At 66.1% G+C, this 14,711-nt stretch carries 12 protein-coding genes; 9 read left to right on the forward strand and 3 right to left on the reverse strand.

Translation table 11 applies throughout. The features are described 5' to 3' along the window. Nucleotides 1-15: 15 nt before the first annotated feature. The 7 genes from FHW64_RS19700 (at nt 16) to FHW64_RS19730 (ending at nt 9,090) form a co-directional block, all read left to right on the forward strand. Nucleotides 16-1,026, forward strand: a complete 1,011-nt coding sequence (locus FHW64_RS19700; protein WP_184529343.1) for a MoxR family ATPase — start codon at nt 16-18, stop codon at nt 1,024-1,026. Beyond that, nucleotides 1,007-1,999, forward strand: a complete 993-nt coding sequence (locus FHW64_RS19705) for a DUF58 domain-containing protein (protein ID WP_184529345.1) — start codon at nt 1,007-1,009, stop codon at nt 1,997-1,999. The genes FHW64_RS19700 and FHW64_RS19705 overlap by 20 nt, the downstream gene beginning before the upstream one ends. Continuing rightward, nucleotides 1,996-3,036: a VWA domain-containing protein gene (locus tag FHW64_RS19710; RefSeq protein ID WP_184529347.1), complete on the forward strand. Its 1,041-nt coding sequence runs from the start codon at nt 1,996-1,998 to the stop codon at nt 3,034-3,036. Before FHW64_RS19705 ends, FHW64_RS19710 begins: the two co-directional genes overlap by 4 nt. Before the next feature lie 142 nt (nt 3,037-3,178). Continuing rightward, a complete protein-coding gene (aspT, locus tag FHW64_RS19715; RefSeq protein ID WP_184529349.1) occupies nt 3,179-4,894 on the forward strand; it encodes an aspartate-alanine antiporter in 1,716 nt (571 codons plus the stop codon). A gap of 27 nt (nt 4,895-4,921) precedes the next feature. Beyond that, the gene (gene aspT / locus FHW64_RS19720) at nt 4,922-6,610 is read left to right on the forward strand and encodes an aspartate-alanine antiporter (RefSeq protein ID WP_184529352.1); all 1,689 of its coding nucleotides are present in this window, start codon (nt 4,922-4,924) and stop codon (nt 6,608-6,610) included. Between the two features lie 50 nt (nt 6,611-6,660). Beyond that, a complete protein-coding gene (locus FHW64_RS19725; protein ID WP_184529354.1) occupies nt 6,661-8,307 on the forward strand; it encodes a bifunctional aspartate transaminase/aspartate 4-decarboxylase in 1,647 nt (548 codons plus the stop codon). A 24-nt stretch (nt 8,308-8,331) separates the two neighbouring features. Then, nucleotides 8,332-9,090 (forward strand): SDR family NAD(P)-dependent oxidoreductase, encoded by a 759-nt coding sequence (locus FHW64_RS19730; protein ID WP_184529356.1) that lies wholly within the window; start codon nt 8,332-8,334, stop codon nt 9,088-9,090. Between the two features lie 21 nt (nt 9,091-9,111). Here FHW64_RS19730 and lolD read toward each other — a convergent pair whose 3' ends face one another. Continuing rightward, entirely contained in the window at nt 9,112-9,807 is a 696-nt protein-coding gene (gene lolD, locus FHW64_RS19735) for a lipoprotein-releasing ABC transporter ATP-binding protein LolD (protein WP_184529358.1), read from the reverse strand. Further along, entirely contained in the window at nt 9,800-11,056 is a 1,257-nt protein-coding gene (locus FHW64_RS19740; RefSeq protein WP_184529360.1) for a lipoprotein-releasing ABC transporter permease subunit, read from the reverse strand. The genes lolD and FHW64_RS19740 overlap by 8 nt, the downstream gene beginning before the upstream one ends. Nucleotides 11,057-11,177: 121 nt before the next feature. Here FHW64_RS19740 and FHW64_RS19745 point away from each other — a divergent pair, with 121 nt between their 5' ends. Both FHW64_RS19745 and recJ read left to right on the forward strand, forming a co-directional pair. Continuing rightward, nucleotides 11,178-12,149 (forward strand): hypothetical protein, encoded by a 972-nt coding sequence (locus FHW64_RS19745; protein WP_184529362.1) that lies wholly within the window; start codon nt 11,178-11,180, stop codon nt 12,147-12,149. Nucleotides 12,150-12,151: 2 nt separating this feature from the next. Then, nucleotides 12,152-13,861 carry a single-stranded-DNA-specific exonuclease RecJ gene (gene recJ, locus FHW64_RS19750; protein WP_184529364.1) on the forward strand — a complete coding sequence of 570 codons (1,710 nt, stop codon included), beginning with the start codon at nt 12,152-12,154 and terminating at the stop codon, nt 13,859-13,861. Nucleotides 13,862-13,884: 23 nt separating this feature from the next. Here recJ and FHW64_RS19755 read toward each other — a convergent pair whose 3' ends face one another. After that, nucleotides 13,885-14,421, reverse strand: coding sequence for a hypothetical protein (locus FHW64_RS19755; protein ID WP_221220712.1), 537 nt, complete (start codon nt 14,419-14,421; stop codon nt 13,885-13,887). Between the last annotated feature and the right edge of the window lie 290 nt (nt 14,422-14,711).

Below are 14,711 nucleotides of genomic sequence, written 5' to 3' on the forward strand. Positions count from 1 at the left end.
AGAAAGAGCATTCGCATGAGCACAGACACCGAACCGACTTCCGCATCCACGGCCGAGCTGATGGAGCAGATCCTCTATCAGGTCAAACGCGTCGTCGTCGGCCAGGACCGGTTTCTCGAGCGGGTGATGGTGGCGATGCTCGCCAACGGCCATCTGCTGGTCGAAGGCGTTCCGGGGTTGGCGAAGACGCTGACGGTCAAGACGCTGGCCGACACCGTGCGCGGCCAGTTCAAGCGCATCCAGTTCACGCCCGACCTCGTGCCGGCGGACCTGGTCGGCACGCGCATCTACAACCAGAAGACGGGCGACTTCAGTACGTCGCTCGGCCCGGTTTTCGCGAATCTGCTGCTGGCCGATGAAATCAACCGCGCGCCGGCCAAGGTGCAAAGCGCGCTGCTCGAGGTGATGCAGGAGCGCCAGGTCACGATCGCCGGCGAAACGCACCTGGTGCCGCGTCCTTTCCTCGTGATGGCGACGCAGAACCCGATCGAGACCGAGGGCACCTACCCGCTGCCCGAGGCGCAGGTGGATCGCTTCATGATGAAGGTGCTGGTCGACTACCCGACGGACGAGGAAGAGTTCGTGATCGTCGAACGCGTGATCGGCCCACCGGTCTCGGCCATGCCGGTGGCAACGACCGACCAGCTCGCCGCGCTGCAGGCCGAGGCGCGTCGCGTCTATGTCGACCCTTCGCTGATCCAGTACGCGGTCAGGCTTGTGTCAGCCACACGCACGCCGGAGAAGCACGGCCTGAAGGACCTGCACCGCTTCATCACCTTCGGTGCAAGTCCGCGCGCGAGCATCAGCCTGACCGAAGGCGCACGCGCGCTCGCACTGCTGCGCGGCCGCAACTACGCCCTGCCCGAGGACATGACCGCGCTGGTGGCTGACGTGATGCGGCACCGCGTCACGCTGTCCTACGAAGGGCTCTCGGAAGGGCTCACGCCGGACAGTCTCATCGACAAGATCATGCGGGCCGTGCCCGCGCCCGCCAAGCCGCTCGAGCATGAAAAGCTGGTGGCCTAGGCGCGGGAAAGCCGCCAACGACGACGCCCTCGCGGCCGCCGAAGCGGCAGCGAGCGGTGTCGAACGCGCGCTGCGCCGGCTCGAATGGACCGTGATCCGCCGCCTCGACGGCCTGCTGCAGGGCGACTACCGCACGCTGATGCGCGGTGCGGGCCTCGACCTCGCCGACCTGCGCGAATACCAGCACCACGACGACGTGCGGCACATCGACTGGAACGTCACCGCGCGCTTGCAGACACCCTATGTGCGCGTCTTCACCGAAGACCGCGAGATGGCCGCATGGTTCGTGCTCGACCTGAGCCGCTCGGTCGATTTCGGCTCCGGCATCCGCGCCAAACGCGAGATTTCGGCCGGCTTCGTCGGCGTGCTTGCACGGCTGCTCACGCGCCATGGCAACCGCGTCGGCGCGATGGTCTATGGCAACGACATCGAAGCGGTGATTCCGCCGCGCACCGGCCGTCGCCACGTACTGCACCTGCTGCATGCCATGGAGCGCCGCTCCGGCAAGGCGGAACTCCCCCAGCAGGGCATGACCCGGCTGGCTGACCTTCTCAAGTCAGCCGCGATGCTGATGCCGCGCCGCTCGACCGTGTTCGTGGTTTCCGATTTCCTGAGCGAGCCCGGATGGGAGCGCCCGCTCGGTCACCTGGTGCAGCGTCACGACGTGGTCGCGGTGCGCCTTTTCGATCCGCTCGAGCTCGAGTTGCCCGACCTCGGTTTGGTGCCGCTGCGCGATGCCGAAACCGGCGAGCAACTCTGGGTCGATACCCATGATGGCGGCTTCCGCAAGCGCTTTGCGCGGCTTGCTGCAGAGCGGGAAGTCACCTTGCGCGAGTCGCTTGCCAAGGTGGGCGTTGACACGCTTGAACTCTCGACGGACGATGACCTCGTTGAAGCCATCGTGCGATTTGCGGATATGCGAAAGCGTCGCGTACGCACCGGGCTTGCAAACTCGACCGTGGTGGCAGCATGAATTTCCTCTGGCCCCAATTTCTCTGGCTGCTGCTGGCACTGCCGCTGCTGGTGCTGCTGTACCTGTGGCTGCTGCGGCGCAAGAAGAAGCTCGCGCTGCGCTATGCGAGCCTGTCGATCGTGCGCGAAGCGATGGGCGCGAGCCAGACGATCCGCCGGCACATCCCGCCCTTCCTCTTCATGCTCGCGCTGGCTGCCATGCTGATTGCCGCCTCGCGACCGATGGCGGTGGTGGTGCTGCCGTCGAACCAGCAGACGATCATCCTCGCGATGGACGTCTCCGGCAGCATGCGAGCAGCCGACGTGCAGCCCAACCGGCTGGTTGCCGCGCAGGAGGCGGCCAAGAGCTTCATCAAGGAACTCCCACGCACCGTCAAGGTCGGCATCGTCGCGTTCGCCGGCAGCGCGCAGGTGGCGCAGTTGCCGACCACCAATCGCGAAGACCTCGTCACAGCGATCGATTCCTTCCAGCTCCAGCGCGCGACCGCCACAGGCAACGCCATCGTGGTGTCGCTCGCCACGCTGTTCCCCGATGCGGGTATCGACATCTCGGACTTCGGCCCGCAAAGCCGCGAGCGCGGCACGCCGATCGATCGGGCGGGCAAGCAGCCGGCCAAGGAGTTCACGCCGGTCGCGCCCGGCTCGTACACCTCTGCCGCGATCATCATGCTCACCGACGGCCAGCGCACCACCGGCGTCGATCCGCTCGACGCGGCCAAGGTCGCCGCCGACCGCGGCGTGCGCGTCTACACCGTGGGCATCGGCACGGTCGATGGCGAGACCATCGGCTTCGAGGGCTGGTCGATGCGCGTGCGGCTCGACGAAGAGACGCTCAAGGCCATCGCCAACAAGACCAGCGCCGAGTACTTCTACGCCGGCACGGCTACCGATCTGAAGAAGGTCTACAGCTCCCTGAGTTCGCGTCTCACGGTCGAGAAGAAGGAGACCGAAATCTCGGCACTCTTCGCGATGGCGGCAGCCGGGCTGGCGCTGCTCTCGGCCGGACTTTCGCTGCTCTGGTTCAACCGCATCCTCTGATTCGTTGCACCTTTGGGCAATGAAACCTGCCCTTAGGGCGCGTAGGCGCGCACGCACGTCCTCGCAATAATTTCCAGCACCTCGGCACCCCGAGGCAGGGGAGCCATGACCGCAACGACGCGGCGCGAGGAGGAAGGGCCCTGTGACCAGCGAGCTCGTGGACATACTGAAATCACACCCGGAAATAGCGCTGTTCCTGGTGCTGGCGCTCGGGTATGCCTTTGGCCAGATCCGCTTCGGCCCCATCCAGCTCGGTGGCGTCTGCGGCACGCTCATCATCGCGCTGCTCGTGGGGCAGCTCGGCATCACGCTCGACAACGGCGTGAAGAACGTGTTCTTCATGCTCTTCATCTTCGCGCTCGGCTACGCGGGCGGCCCTCAGTTCTTTGCCAACCTCGACGCCAAGGGCCTGCGCATGGGCCTTTTGTGCCTGATCGAAGTCGTGGCGGTCATTGCGCTGGTGGTGAGTGCGACTCGCGCCTTCGGGTTCGACCAAGGCACCGCCGCGGGCCTGATGGCCGGCGCCGCCACCGAGTCCGCCGTAGTCGGCACGGCCACCGATGCGATCTCCAAGCTGGCGTTGCCGCCTGACCAGATACGTCAGCTCCAGGCCAACGTCGTCACGGCGTATTCGATCACCTATGTGTTCGGCCTGATCGCGATCGTGGTCATCACGAGCCAGGTCTTCCCTTTGCTGCTGCGCATCAATCTGCGCGAGGAAGCCGACAAGCTCTGGCGTTCGATGGGCGGCAACGAGGAAGACGGCAGCGCGACCATGGCTGTGCCCGAAATGGTGGGCCGCGTCTTCGACGTCACCACCGGCCAGGGCCGCACGGTCGGCGAGCTGATGGACCCGTTCAAGCGAGAGGTCGGCATCGAGCGCGTGCAACGCGGCGGCCGGTTGATGGAGGTCACCTCGACGCTGCGCCTGGAAGCCGGTGACCGCGTGCTTGTCGTCGGGCTGCGCGCCGCGATGGTCGGCGTCGCGGGCCTGATCGGGCCGGAACGCGCCGACACGGCGGACTTCGACGCCGTGATCGAAACCGTCGAAGTCATGCTGACGCAGCCCGAGTGGTTCGACCGCGAGCTGCGCGACCTCAAGGCCGACCGCATCGGCGCGATCAAGGACCTTCCTCGGCTGCCGCAAAACCTGCACGTGGTCGGCGTGATCCGCGACGGACACACCATGCCGCTTCTTCCGACGCTCAAGCTGAAGAAGCGCGACGTGCTGAAGCTCTACGGCCCCGCCGCCGACATGCCGAAGGCGGTGCCGCTCTTCGGCCTGCGCGTGGTGCATTCGACAAAGAGCAACATGAGCTACATGGCCGCGGGAATCCTGCTCGGCGTGTTCATCGGCGGCTTCAGCGTGAAGATCGGCGGCATTCCGTTCTCACTGGGCACCGGCGGCGGCGCGCTGCTCACCGGCCTGGTGTTCGGCTGGTTCCAGGCGCGCAATCCGCACCGCCTGAGCATTCCCGAAGGCGCGCTCTCGCTGATGAAGGACATCGGCCTCGCGACCTTCATTGCCTGCGTCGGGCTGGCCTCGGGGCCGCAGGCGCTCACGCTGATTCGCAAGTTCGGCATCGCGCTGCCGCTGCTGGGCATTGCGATCGCCGTGGTGCCAGCCTGCATTTCGCTGTTCGTCGGGCGCCGCCTGCTGAAGCTCGAAACGCCGGTGCTGCTCGGCGCGATTGCGGGCCAGCAATGCAGCACGCCCGCGCTGAGCGCGATCCAGAACGTCGCCGGCAACACCACGCCGCTGCTGGGCTACACGATCACCTACGCGATCTCGAACGTCATCCTGCCGCTGATGGGCCCACTGATCGTGGGCATCGTCAGCGCGATGCAGGCGGGCTGAGCACGCACACCGAAAGGGACCTCGACCATGGAATGGCTTCACGACATCTTCAAGCGATCGCCAGAGATGGCGCTCTTCCTCTCGCTTGCCGTCGGCTACTGGATCGGCAAGTTCAAGTTCGGCAAGTTCCAGCTCGGCGGCGTGGCCGGCTCGCTGCTGGTCGCGGTGATCGTCAGCCAGGTCGGCGTGGAAGTCGATGCGGGCGTGAAGGCGGTGCTTTTCGCGCTCTTCATCTATGCGGTGGGCTTCGAGAGCGGGCCGCAGTTCTTCAGCTCGCTCGGCAAACAATCGATCAAGGAAATCATTCTCGCCGTCGTGATGGCGGCCACGGGCCTGCTGACGGTGATCGTGATGGCGAAGATGTTCTCGCTCGACAAGGGGCTCGCGGCCGGCGTCGCGGCGGGCGGCCTCACCCAGTCGGCGATCATCGGCACCGCGGGCGATGCGATCGCCAAGCTCGGGCTTGCGGCCGACGAAACGCAGCGACTGCAAGCCAACGTGGCGATCGGCTACGCGGTGACCTACGTGTTCGGCTCCTTCGGCGCGATCATCGTGTGCGTCAACATCCTGCCGAAGTTCATGGGCCGCTCGATCCGCGACGACGCGATCGCCGCCGAGACCGCGATGCAGGCCGGCAAGGCCGCCCTCGGCCCCGATCAGTCGGCCGCGGCACCTGCACTGGTGGGACGCATCTACCAGCTCACCGCCGATCCGAAGCGCACCGTGGAAGCCATCGAGTACGCGACGCCGAATACGGACATCACCATCGAACGCGTCAAGCGCGGCGGCAGGTTCATCGAGGTCGGGCCCGAGCTCGAGCTGCAGAAGGACGACATCGTCCTGGTGGTCGGCCAGCGCGACGCAGTGGTGAATGCCACATCGATGCTCGGCAAGGAACTTTTCGACGTCGAAGGCATGGAGCTCACCATGCAGCGTCGCGAAATCGTGCTGACCAACAAGGAACTTGCGCAAAAGACGATCGGCCAGATCCGCGATGCCACCACGACCGCGACTCGACACGGCGTGTTCCTCGTGAGCATCAGCCGCGGCGGCAAGACGCTCCCGCTGGAAGACGGCACTGCGGTGCAGCTCGGCGACATGGTGACGATCTTCGGCGCGGAGCAGGACCTGAAACGCGTGTCGGCCCGCATCGGCGAAGCGATCGTGCAGACCACCAAGACCGACTTCGTCTACCTCGGTGCCGGCCTTGTCGTGGGCCTGCTGATCGGCCTGGTGAGCGTCAAGCTGGGCGACATTCCGCTCACGCTCGGCAGCGGCGGCGGGGCACTGCTCTCGGGTCTGATCTTCGGCTGGTATCGCGCCAAGCGGCAGACCTTCGGCGCGCTGCCGTCGGCGGCGGGGCAACTGCTCAAGGACCTCGGCCTCGCAGGCTTCGTGGCGGTGGTGGGCCTGTCGTCCGGCCTGCAGGCCGTGCAGACGATCAAGGCGCAGGGTCTCACGATCTTCATCGTCGGCGTGATCGTGACCATCGTGCCGATGATCATCACGATGCTGATCGGCCGCTACCTCCTGCGCTACGAGAACGTGGCCATCTTCGCCGGCGCGCTCTCGGGCTCGCGCAGTGCCAACCCGGCCTTCGGTGAAGTGCTCGACAAGGCCGAGAACTCGATCCCGACCGTGCCGTTCGCGATCACCTACGCGCTGGCGAATGTGCTGCTCACCCTGCTGGGACCACTGATCGTGGCCCTCGCCTGAGCACGCGCATCCAACACTTTTTTCTCGCACACCGAACCAAGGAGCAAGCCATGGACTTCAGCGACGTTGAAAAACTGGGTAGCCTGAGCCCCTTCGAACTCAAGGACGCATTGATCAAAGTCGCGTCGCAGGGGGACCGGCTCATGCTGAATGCCGGGCGAGGCAATCCGAACTTCCTCGCGACCACGCCGCGGCACGGCTTCTTCCAGTTCGGCCTGTTCGCGATGACCGAAGCCGAGCGCTCTTACGTGTACATGGATGACGTGGGCGGCTTCCCGAAACGCGAAGGCATCGAGGCGCGCTTCGAGATCTACGTGAACCAGAACCGCCATGTTCCCGGCGTGCGCTTCATCGATGCCGCCGTCTCGTATGTGCGCGACCAGCTCGGTCTCTCGGCCGGCGATTTCATCTACGAGATGTGCGAGGCGATCCTCGGCTGCAACTACCCCGTGCCGGACCGTATGCTGCGGTTATCGGAAATCATCGTGGGGCACTACATCCACCGCGAGATGATCGGAACGCACCCCTTCGTGGGCAAGTTCGACATGTATGCGGTCGAAGGCGGCACCGCCGCGATGACGTACCTCTTCAACAGCATGCGCGAGAACCATCTCATCTCAGCCGGCGACACCATCGCGCTGGGCATGCCGATCTTCACGCCGTACATCGAGATCCCGCATCTCAACGACTACAAGCTGGTCGAGATGAACGTCGAGTGCGGCCCGGAGACCAACTGGCAGTACACGAAGAAGGAGCTGCAGAAGCTGCTCGACCCGAAGGTGAAAGCCTTCTTCCTCTGCAACCCGAGCAACCCGCCGTCGGTGCGGATGAGCCAGGAAGTGCTCGACAACATCGTGGAGATCGTGAAGAAGCGGCCGGACCTGATCCTGCTGACCGACGACGTGTACGGCACCTTCGCGGACGATTTCACATCGCTCTTCGCGATGTGCCCGCACAACACGATCCTGGTGTATTCGTTCTCGAAGTACTTCGGCGCGACCGGCTGGCGCATGGGCGTTGTTGCCACGCATGACGACAACGTGCTCGACCGCAAGATCGCCGCACTGCCCGAAGCCAAGCGCAAGGAACTCGACGAGCGCTACAGCTCCATCACCACGGACCCGCGTGGCCTGAAGTTCATCGACCGGTTGGTGGCCGACAGCCGCACGGTCGCGCTGAACCACACAGCGGGCCTGTCGACGCCAGTGCAGGCGCAGATGGTGATGTTCTCGCTGTTCTCGCTGATGGACGAGCCGCAGGCCTACAAGGCTGCGATGAAGCGCATCGTGCTGCGCCGCAAGCAGGCGCTCTATAAGGAGCTGGGCATCCCGATGGTGTTCGACCCGAACTCCGTGCGCTACTACCACCTGCTCGACATGGACGACATCATCACGCAGATGTACGGCGCGGAATTTGCCAAGTGGGCGCTCAAGCAGTTCAGGCCGAACGAGGCGCTCTTCCGGCTGGCGCAGGACACGGGCGTGGTGCTGCTGCCGGGCAAGGGCTTCGGCACGCAGCATGCGTCCGGCCGGGTATCGCTCGCAAACCTCAACGAGTACGACTATGCCAACATCGGCAAGTCCATTCGCAGGCTGATCGACGAGTACTACGCGATCTTCAAGAAGCAAGGCAGCGCGGGCGCCAAGAGCGCCGTTCGGAGCGCCCCGGCCAAGGCTGCGAAGAAGGGCAGGAAGTAACGCAGCAGAAGGAAATCTCGATCGATGTTTGATCTGAAAGGCAAGGTCGCACTCGTCACGGGCGGCAACGGCGGTATCGGGCTTGGCATGGCGCAGGGGCTGGCGAGTGCTGGCGCACGCGTGTTGATTGCGGCGCGCAATGCGCAGAAATCGGCCGCCGCAGTCGAAGCGCTCAAGGCGCTGGGCAGCGACAGCTTCGCGCTCGAAGCCGACGTGACGAACGAGGATTCGGTGAAGGCGCTCTTCGAGCAACTCGCGTCGCGCTGCGGGCGACTCGACATCCTCGTCAACAACGCGGGCACCACGGTGCGAAAGCCGGTGGACCAACTCGCGCTGGCCGAGTGGAACCAGGTGATGGACACCAACCTCACCAGCGCCTTCCTCTGCTGTCGGGCCGCGCATCCGCTGATGAAGGCGGCCGGCGGCGGCAAGATCATCAACATCGGTTCGATGATGTCGATCTTCGGCGCGCCCTATGCGCCGGCCTACGGCGCGAGCAAGGGCGGCATCGTGCAACTCACGCGTGCGATGGCGGCTTCATGGGCCGCCGATGGCATCCAGGTGAATGCAGTACTGCCGGGATGGATCCAGACCGAACTGACCGACGGCGCACGCGCACAGGTGCCAGGCTTGAACGAACGCGTGATCGCGCGCACCGCCGCGGGACGATGGGGCCAGCCGAAGGATCTGGCGGGGATCGCGGTGTTCCTCGCCAGCAGCGCTTCGGACTTCGTCACCGGCACCGCGATTCCGGTCGACGGCGGCTACTCGATCGCAGCCTGACCGCCGCCGCTCATTGGGGGCTCAGTTTGCGAGCCGCCCCGCCGTGAGCCGCAGGATGCGATCGCAGCGCGCCGCGAGGCTCTCGTCGTGCGTGACCATCACGAACGCCGTACCGCGCTCGTGCGCAAGACGCAGCATCAGCGCGAACACCGCATCCGCCGTCGCGCGATCCAGGTTGCCAGTCGGCTCGTCGGCCAGCACGCAATCGGGATGCGTGACCAGCGCACGCGCGATCGCCACGCGCTGACGCTCGCCGCCCGACAACTCCGCCGGCCGATGCTGCACGCGCTCGCCGAGTCCGACGGCGCGGAGCATCTCGGTAGCGACCTGATGCGCCTCGGCAGGCAGCATGCGGCGAATCCTCAGCGGCATCGCGACGTTGTCGAGCGCGGTGAATTCCGGCAACAGGTGATGGAACTGGTAGACGAAGCCCAGGTGCATGTTGCGCAACCGGCCCTGCTCCGCCGCATCGACGAGCGCCATGTTCTCGCCATGCAGCTCGACGCTGCCGCTGGTGGGCGCATCGAGCCCGCCCATCAGGTGCAGCAGCGTGCTCTTGCCCGAGCCGGACGCGCCGACGATGGCAACCGTCTCGCCCGCATGCACATCGAGGTCCACGCCATGGAGCACGGTGAGGTCGATGCTGCGGCCTTCGTTGAAGCGCTTGGTCAGCCCACGGACCTTCAGCACCACGTTGTTCTTCTTCGCCTCACTCATAGCGCAGGGCCTCCGCGGGGTTGACGCGGCTCGCGCGCCAGCTTGGATAGAGCGTTGCCACAAAGGCGAGGATGAGCGAGATCACGGTGATCGGAATGATGTCGCCGCGCTGTGGATCGCTCGGCATCTTGCTGATGAGGTAGATGTCCTTCGGCAGGAAGCTGGCGTGGAACAAGCGCTCCAGCGCCGGCACGATCACGTCGATGTTGTAGGCAATGCCCAGCCCGAGCAGCAACCCGCCGAGCGTGCCCATCACGCCCACCATCGCGCCCTGCACGACGAAGATGCCCATGATGCTCTTCGGGCTCGAACCGAGCGTGCGCAGGATCGCGATGTCGGCGCGCTTGTCGGTCACCGTCATCACGAGCGTGGAAACGAGGTTGAACGCCGCCACCGCGACGATCAGCGTGAGGATGATGAACATCATGCGTTTCTCGACCTGGACCGCCGCGAACCACGTCTTGTTCGCCCGCGTCCAGTCGCGGATGAGGAACTGGCCCGGCAGCGTCGCGGCGAGTTCTTCGGCCACTTCGCGCGCCTGGTGCAGGTCCTTGAGCTTCAGGCGTATGCCGCTCGGCCCTTCGAGGCGGAAGATGCGTGCGGCATCCTCCTCGTGGATCATCGCGAGCGACGAGTCGTACTCGTAGTGACCCGAATCGAAGGTGCCGACCACGGTGAACTGCTTGAGTCGCGGCACCACGCCGGCTGGCGTGACCTGCCCACCTGGCGCCACCAGCGTGACCTGATCGCCTTCGCGCACGTACAGCGATCGCGCGAGCTCGATGCCGAGCACGATGCCGAACTGGCCCGGCACCAGCTTGTCCAGTGCGCCGTGCTGCGTGGTTGTCGAAAGATCCGTCACCTGGGCTTCGAGCTTCGGCTCGATGCCGCGGATGATCGCGCCCTTCATGTCCTCGCCGCGCGCGATCAGCGCCTGCGCGGCGATGAAAGGCGCGACGCCGACCACCTGCGGGTTCTTGCGGGCCTCCGCCATGATTGCGTCGAGGTCGCCCAGCGCCTGGCCGTCGCGCGAGAAGATCTCGATGTGCGAGATCACGCCGAGCATCCGGTCGGTCACTTCCTTCTGGAAGCCGTTCATGACACTGAGCACGATGATCAGCGCCGCGACGCCGAGCGCAATGCCGAACATCGACACACCGGAGATGAAGGAAATGAAGCCGTTGCGCCGCGTCGCCCGGCCCGCACGCGTATAGCGCCAGCCGAGTTGCAGTTCGTAGGGAAGTCGCATCAGGACTCCCGACGGGCCGCCCCTAGGGAGGCCTGCGCCCCCGCGGGGGGCAGCGAATACACGAAGTGAGGAGCGTGGGGGCAGATCATCTGTCGATTTTGGCATCCCGGACAATAGGCCCATGTCTGTGCCGTCCTCTCCCCGCCATTTGCTGATTCCCTTTGCCGGCCGCGGCTCGCCCGCCTGCCGCGAAGCTCTGGCCGGGTTGCGACTGCCAAAGCTCGAAGCGCTGCTGTCGCGACTTGCGCTGGCGAGCGGCGATACGCAGGAAGACACCACCCTCTCGCCGCCGCAGGAGCGCGCACTCGCCAAGGCGTTGGGCATTTCCGCCGCCGACGGCTGCATTCCCTGGGCTGCGCTCGAAGCACGCAGGCTCGGCCTGCAGCCTACGGACCCCGGCGCGAGCTGGGGCACGGCGACGCTCTGCCACTGGCAGGTGGGCATCGACGACGTGGTGCTCGGAGATCCCTCGGCTATCGAGATCGACGCGGCCGAATCGGCAGCGTTGCTGGCTGTGGCGCAGCCCTTCTTCGCCGAAGATGGCATCGCCTTGCATGGGTCATCGGTGCCGGGTCGCTGGCTGGCATGCGGCAAGGTCTTCGACGGCCTCGCAACGGCGTCGATCGATCGGGCGGTGGGCTTCCCAATTGCGGAGTGGTCGCCTCTGTCCGATGCGGCGCGCCCCCTGCGGCGCCTTCAGAACGAGATGCAGATGCTCCTCTACACCGAGCGCGTGAACGACGAGCGCGCGGCGCGCGGCGTGCCGCCGATCAACTCCTTCTGGCTGAGCGGCACTGGCAGCCTGCCGGCATCCTTCACCGATCTCCCATCAGCGGAACCGGAGGTGATCGATGCGCTGCGGTCATCCGCATTGCGAGACGATGGCGCGGCGTGGGCGGCGGCATGGCTAGCGCTCGACAGCGGCCCGATCTTCCAACTGCTGACAGCGTGCGCCAACGGCGCGGACGTGGCGATCACACTTTGCGGCGATCGCGGTGCGCAGCGCTTCAGTGTGCAGTCGCGCGGCATCGGCCAGCGGCTCCGCAGCATGTTCAGCCGGCCCTCCGCCATCGCTGTGCTCGGAGGCCTCTGACCATGAAGATCATTACCAGGGACATTCCTCCCCGCAGTGCCTGGGCGCTCGAACAGGCCGGCGTTCATCCACTGCTTGCGCGCCTCTACGCGGCGCGCGGCGTGCTGAGCCGGGCCGAACTCGACGACGGCCTCGCACTGCTCCTGCCGCCCGACACGCTGCGGGGTACGCGCGAGGCGGCCGTACTGCTCGCCGATGCGATCCGTGACGACAAGCGCCTGTGCGTGGTCGCCGACTACGACTGCGACGGCGCGACCGCCTGCGCGGTCGCCATCCGCGGCCTGCGTCTGCTCGGCGCGAAGCACGCGACCTATCTCGTACCGGACCGCGTCACCGACGGCTACGGCCTCACACCGCCGATCGCTCAGCGCGTGGCGGATAGCGGTGCGGACATGCTCATCACCGTGGACAACGGCATCGCGAGCGTCGACGGCGTCGCAGCCGCGAAGGCGCGCGGCCTCTCTGTGCTGGTGACCGACCACCACCTGCCCGGCACCGAACTGCCAGCCGCAGACGTGATGGTGAATCCCAACCAGCCGGGCTGCGACTTCGAAAGCAAGAGCATCGCCGGCGTCGGCGTGATGTTCTACGTGCTGCTGGCCCTGCGCTCAGAGCTGCGCAATCGCGGCGTGTTCGACAAGACGCAGCAACCCAAGCTCGACACGCTGCTGCCCCTGGTGGCGCTCGGCACAGTCGCCGACGTGGTCCGGCTCGATGCAAACAACCGTCGGCTGGTGGCGCAGGGCCTGCGCCGCATCCGCGCGGGCGCGATGCCGGCCGGCGTCGCGGCGCTCTTCAAGGCGGCGGGTCGCAACGTGGCGATCGCGACCACCTTCGATTTCGGCTTCGCGCTCGGCCCGCGCATCAATGCCGCCGGCCGCCTGGCCGACATGACGCTCGGCATCGAATGCCTGCTGACCGACGATGCCGGCCGAGCGGACGAACTCGCGCGCATGCTCGACGGCATCAACCGCGAGCGTCGCGACATCGAAGGCGGCATGCGAGACCAGGCCCTGCGGCTGGCCGAATCGATGTTCGACGACACCCGGCAGCCGCCGGCGGCGATCAGCGTCTTCGGCGCCGACTTCCATGAAGGCGTGGTGGGCATCGTGGCCTCGCGCATCAAGGAGCGCTTTCATCGGCCGACCTTCGTGTTCGCGGCCAGCGCTGCCGACGGAAAGGAGCACGAGTTGAAGGGCTCGGGCCGTTCCATCCCGGGCTTTCACCTGCGCGATGCACTCGATCTCGTCGCCAAGCGACATCCCGGCGTGCTGCTGCGCTTCGGTGGCCATGCGATGGCGGCGGGCTGCACGGTGGCGCGCGACCAGTTCCCGGTGTTCGAAAAGGCGCTCGCGCAGGTGGCGCAGGAATGGCTCGACGCAGCCACACTCACGCGCAGGCTCGACACCGACGGGCCGCTCGCGCCCGAATACCTGCGCGTGGATCTCGTCGATACGCTCCACCGCGAGGTGTGGGGACAGGGGTTCGCGCCACCGACTTTCAGCGAGGAAGTCGAAGTCGTCTCGCAACGGCTGGTGGGCGAGAAGCATCTCGCGCTCAAGCTCAGGCACCAGGGCAAGCCGGTGGACGGCATATGGTTCGGCCACACGGAGCCGCTGCCGCCGCGCGTGGTGATCGCGTACCGGCTCGATGCGGACGAGTGGCAGGGCGTGCGGCGCGTGCGCTTCCTGGTGGAGGGCGCGGAGGTCTGACGCGCGCCCGGGACGTGCGCCAGCTACCGTGACCGCCGCACGCGGCTCTCGGCTTCGGCGGCGCGCGCTTCGTGGTCTTTCGCGATGGCCGCGATGACGTTGGCATCGCGCTGGCGCCTCGAAATAGGTGGCTGCTCGTCGTCGGCCTCGGCTGCGGTCACGACGACGATCTCGTCCACGCACACCGGCGGCACGTCTTCCACGGCGCCGCGTAGCGCCTCCATGACATGCGCGGTCCCGTGCGGCGATTGCAGATCGATGAGGATGCGGCGGGCGCCGAAGGCGCGTGCGTTGACCTGGAGGAAGTCCGCAAGGTGCGCGCGAAGCTCCGACCAATGCAGCTTGTCCCAGATCACCTTGCGCGGCACGGCACTCAGGGGGAGCGGGAAGAAGGTAGCGGCCTCGTCGCGCTGGTTGATCCGGCTGACGATTTCCTCGACCTGGTCACGAGGTACGCGGCGCTTCGTGTAGTGGGGCAAGGGGCCGAAACCGGAGTCGGCGTAAGTCAGCACGTGGTAGTCGGAAATCGGGCCTTCGACCTTGTTCGACGGGGTCCGCACGATTCGCATAGCGAGCCTTTCGCGGGTGTTCTTCGACTGCGAATCAGTGTGCAAGCATGCTTCGGATCGCGACATAGCGTTGTCAGTCCTCACTCGCAATAAGCGTGAACTACATCACGGTTGGATGAAGCAGCCATGACGCGCAGCCACTGCACGCCGCGCTTTGCGGGAACGCCCATTTCGTCTCCTGTTCCATGCGACGAGGCGGAGTCTGCATTCGTCAGGGGTACTTGCGCATCCGCCGTACGGGGGATGCATGCGCTCACTCGGCTCGGACGCAGGGTGTATGC

The organism is Variovorax sp. Sphag1AA (assembly GCF_014192575.1).
GTDB lineage: Bacteria > Pseudomonadota > Gammaproteobacteria > Burkholderiales > Burkholderiaceae_C > Variovorax.

Coding starts and splice junctions, on each gene's coding strand:
- FHW64_RS19740 (WP_184529360.1), bottom strand. CDS start 11,056: ATGCGACTTCCCTACGAACTGCAACTCGGCTGGCGCTATACGCGTGCG.
- FHW64_RS19730 (WP_184529356.1), top strand. CDS start 8,332: ATGTTTGATCTGAAAGGCAAGGTCGCACTCGTCACGGGCGGCAACGGC.
- FHW64_RS19725 (WP_184529354.1), top strand. CDS start 6,661: ATGGACTTCAGCGACGTTGAAAAACTGGGTAGCCTGAGCCCCTTCGAA.
- FHW64_RS19710 (WP_184529347.1), top strand. CDS start 1,996: ATGAATTTCCTCTGGCCCCAATTTCTCTGGCTGCTGCTGGCACTGCCG.
- aspT (WP_184529352.1), top strand. CDS start 4,922: ATGGAATGGCTTCACGACATCTTCAAGCGATCGCCAGAGATGGCGCTC.
- FHW64_RS19705 (WP_184529345.1), top strand. CDS start 1,007: ATGAAAAGCTGGTGGCCTAGGCGCGGGAAAGCCGCCAACGACGACGCC.
- recJ (WP_184529364.1), top strand. CDS start 12,152: ATGAAGATCATTACCAGGGACATTCCTCCCCGCAGTGCCTGGGCGCTC.
- FHW64_RS19700 (WP_184529343.1), top strand. CDS start 16: ATGAGCACAGACACCGAACCGACTTCCGCATCCACGGCCGAGCTGATG.
- lolD (WP_184529358.1), bottom strand. CDS start 9,807: ATGAGTGAGGCGAAGAAGAACAACGTGGTGCTGAAGGTCCGTGGGCTG.
- FHW64_RS19745 (WP_184529362.1), top strand. CDS start 11,178: ATGTCTGTGCCGTCCTCTCCCCGCCATTTGCTGATTCCCTTTGCCGGC.